4 protein-coding genes are annotated in these 2,498 nt (G+C 59.9%); all 4 read left to right on the top strand.

Translation table 11 applies throughout. From position 1 onward, the window contains the following. A partial coding sequence (locus FLM9_RS08130; protein ID WP_180365291.1) for a hypothetical protein occupies positions 1–416 on the top strand: 416 nt, incomplete at its 5' end. A 98-nt stretch (positions 417–514) separates the two neighbouring features. Further along, positions 515–1,048, top strand: coding sequence for an OmpA family protein (locus FLM9_RS04440; RefSeq protein ID WP_143324599.1), 534 nt, complete (start codon positions 515–517; stop codon positions 1,046–1,048). 8 nt (positions 1,049–1,056) lie between these two features. After that, on the top strand, positions 1,057–1,734 hold the full coding sequence (locus FLM9_RS04435; RefSeq protein WP_074457447.1) for a hypothetical protein: 678 nt from the start codon (positions 1,057–1,059) through the stop codon (positions 1,732–1,734). Positions 1,735–1,851: 117 nt separating this feature from the next. Further along, positions 1,852–2,498 (top strand): tubulin-like doman-containing protein (locus FLM9_RS04430; protein ID WP_218969736.1); only part of this gene is annotated, 647 nt, incomplete at its 3' end.

Below are 2,498 nucleotides of genomic sequence, written 5' to 3'. Positions count from 1 at the left end.
ACCAACTGGCGGCGAATTACGTGGAGGGGTTGCAGGCGGCAACCAGCAACTCCCTCAAGGATTTGGAGCAGCAGGAACAGGAACTGCGATCAAGCCTCAACCGCTCCCGCGACGACCTGGTCCGGTTTGTCAATGGTGAAGTCCAGCAGCGACTGGCCTCCATGCAGCAGGTTGACCAACACGCCAACCAGGCCGCTTCCGTGCTGGGCCGTCTCAGTGCGGGCCTTCAAGAGCTACAGAAGTCGTTAGTGGGGATTACCCTGGAGAGCCGTGGTGAGGTGACAACCCTGGAGCAACGTGTGGCCACGCTGGAACAGCTTGAATTATCACGCGCCGCAGATTGGAGCACGGAGGAGCGGAACGTCCACATTCCCCATAATGGTCAAACCAGTCCTCACAAGGGGTCTGACGCATAAGTGGACAGCAGCTAATGGCCAATGCACGACGCACCCGCGGCAAGGATGGTGACAGCAGCATCAACCCCTGGCTGGGATACACTGACGTGCTCAGTAGCATGCTGCTGATTGTGGTTCTGGCCATGGGCCTGGTAACCTTAGCCAAGGCACTGAACGAAAAGCCTCCTCTCATTTCGCTGACAGAGACTGACTCCGAAGCATTCAAATTCGACACCGGCAGCTATGGGCTTTCCCAAGGCTTTCTCAACGCTTTGGACGAAAGGTATACCAACGACATCAAACCCACAATTGAAGCCTTTGATGTTGATGTGATCGAGGTCATTGGCCACACCGACGGCCAGCCTAATCCAAGGGTGGCCAGCAATCTGGACCGACGGCTACAAACCGTGACACTTCAAGGAGGACTTACTGGATTGCAATACAGCTCCAACGCAGAGTTGGGCTTACTGAGGGCCATTGCTGTGGGCATGTATCTGCAGTCCCGTCTGGAGAAAGATCAACTGCCTGTGGGGATCCGCCCCTATTCTGCAGCAAGCCTTCTGGACCTCCAGGGCAACTTCAATCCTGCCCCCGCTGTCAGCGATGATCGCACCCGGCGCCGTATTGACCTCCGCTTTACCCGCAGCAACTGAGACTGAAGATGGACCATCCCACCCCTTTGCAACGCCTCGCCACCCTGGAAGGCAATGTGGCGCGGCTGGAGCAGCAGCAGACCACACCACCCCCCGCCCCGTCCCAGGCGGACACCTCCAAGCGGCGCCTTCCCCAATGGACGGGCGACAGTTTGTTGCTGGCCCAATTGCAGCGGCGCCATCCTGAGGCATTGCAGGCCTATGAGCAACCGGCAGACCTGGCCATGAACAAAAATGGGCGGGTGAGCCTGGCCATTGACAAGGCAGCAGCGCCGTTTGTTTTTGTTGTCACGCCCCCCGATGGCGACGCCCTGCTCTACCCAGCCGCGGATCCGCCGGATTGGCTGCTGGAGGGATCGTTGATCCGTGGACTGTTTGCCTTGCCCGGTGATCCCCACGGCCTACCGCTGAAGCTTGAGCGACCAGCCCGATTCATCGCGGCCCGGCAAGGGGAGGAGTGGGTGTTTCACAGTCAGGGAGAGCTGGTCCCCACGGTTGCTTCCCGCAGGCAGGCGGAGGAGAAACGGCGGCAACAAGAGCGTTGGGAGGAGTTGATCCGGCGGCAGCAGCAGCAGGCCATCGACCTGAAGGCCCTGAAGGAGCAGGTGGCTGTCCTGGATCGTGCCCTGCAACGGCTCTGCCGAATCCAGAACGCCGTAGCCCGGACCACCCCGCAAGAGCCATGATGCTTCAGCGCGTTTCCCTGCGGCAGGGCGCCGCCTGGCTTTTGGGCCTGATGGGCATGGCCGCCCTGCTGGCCGGTTGCCAACCTGGACAAAACGTGGGGACCATTCCTGGGGGACGTGCGCCAGGCAGCCAAAGGGGGAGACGAGGTGTACATCCACATGTTTGGAAGCGTGTTTGGCGGGACAGGGGCATCGGGAGTGCCCACCGTGGGGCGTTTGCTGCGCAACTGGCTGAAGGATGAGGAAATCAAAAGCGTGCGCTTGAACGCCTCCCTGTTGCTGCCCTACTTCGACTTCAAGGGCCACGCCAGCAAAAACACCGGTCTTCACTCGGAAGCCAGCAATTTTCAACTCAATACCGGCGCTGCCTTGCAGTACCTCTCCCACAACGGCGCCCAGGACTTTGACCGAGTGTACCTCCTGGGTAGCAACGCGAAGGTGGCGTATAACTTTTCCATTGGTGGCATCAGCCAGAACAATGGGGCCCACTTGGTGGAACTGCTTGCCGCCCTGGGACTGCGGGACAGCATCGGCAAGACGAAACAGGTTCAGGATGTTGCCGCCTACACCCTGAGCCGGAACGACAAGGCCAGCGTGAATTGGAGTGATCTACCCGATAGCGCAGTCACCAAAAGAGCGCTGGTCCGTGGCGCCAGGCTGGCCATGGTGTGGCGCTACAACATCTCCCTGGACCTAGCGGCCGCAGATGGCCAACCTCTGAAGCGTTTCTCTGTGGGGGCTCCATGGGCAACACACTTCTACAT

Origin of the sequence: Candidatus Synechococcus spongiarum, from assembly GCF_900047545.1 — a bacterium.
Taxonomy (GTDB): Bacteria; Cyanobacteriota; Cyanobacteriia; order PCC-6307; family Cyanobiaceae; genus Synechococcus_B; species Synechococcus_B spongiarum_C.
This window is presented reverse-complemented; position numbering and strand designations above follow the sequence as displayed.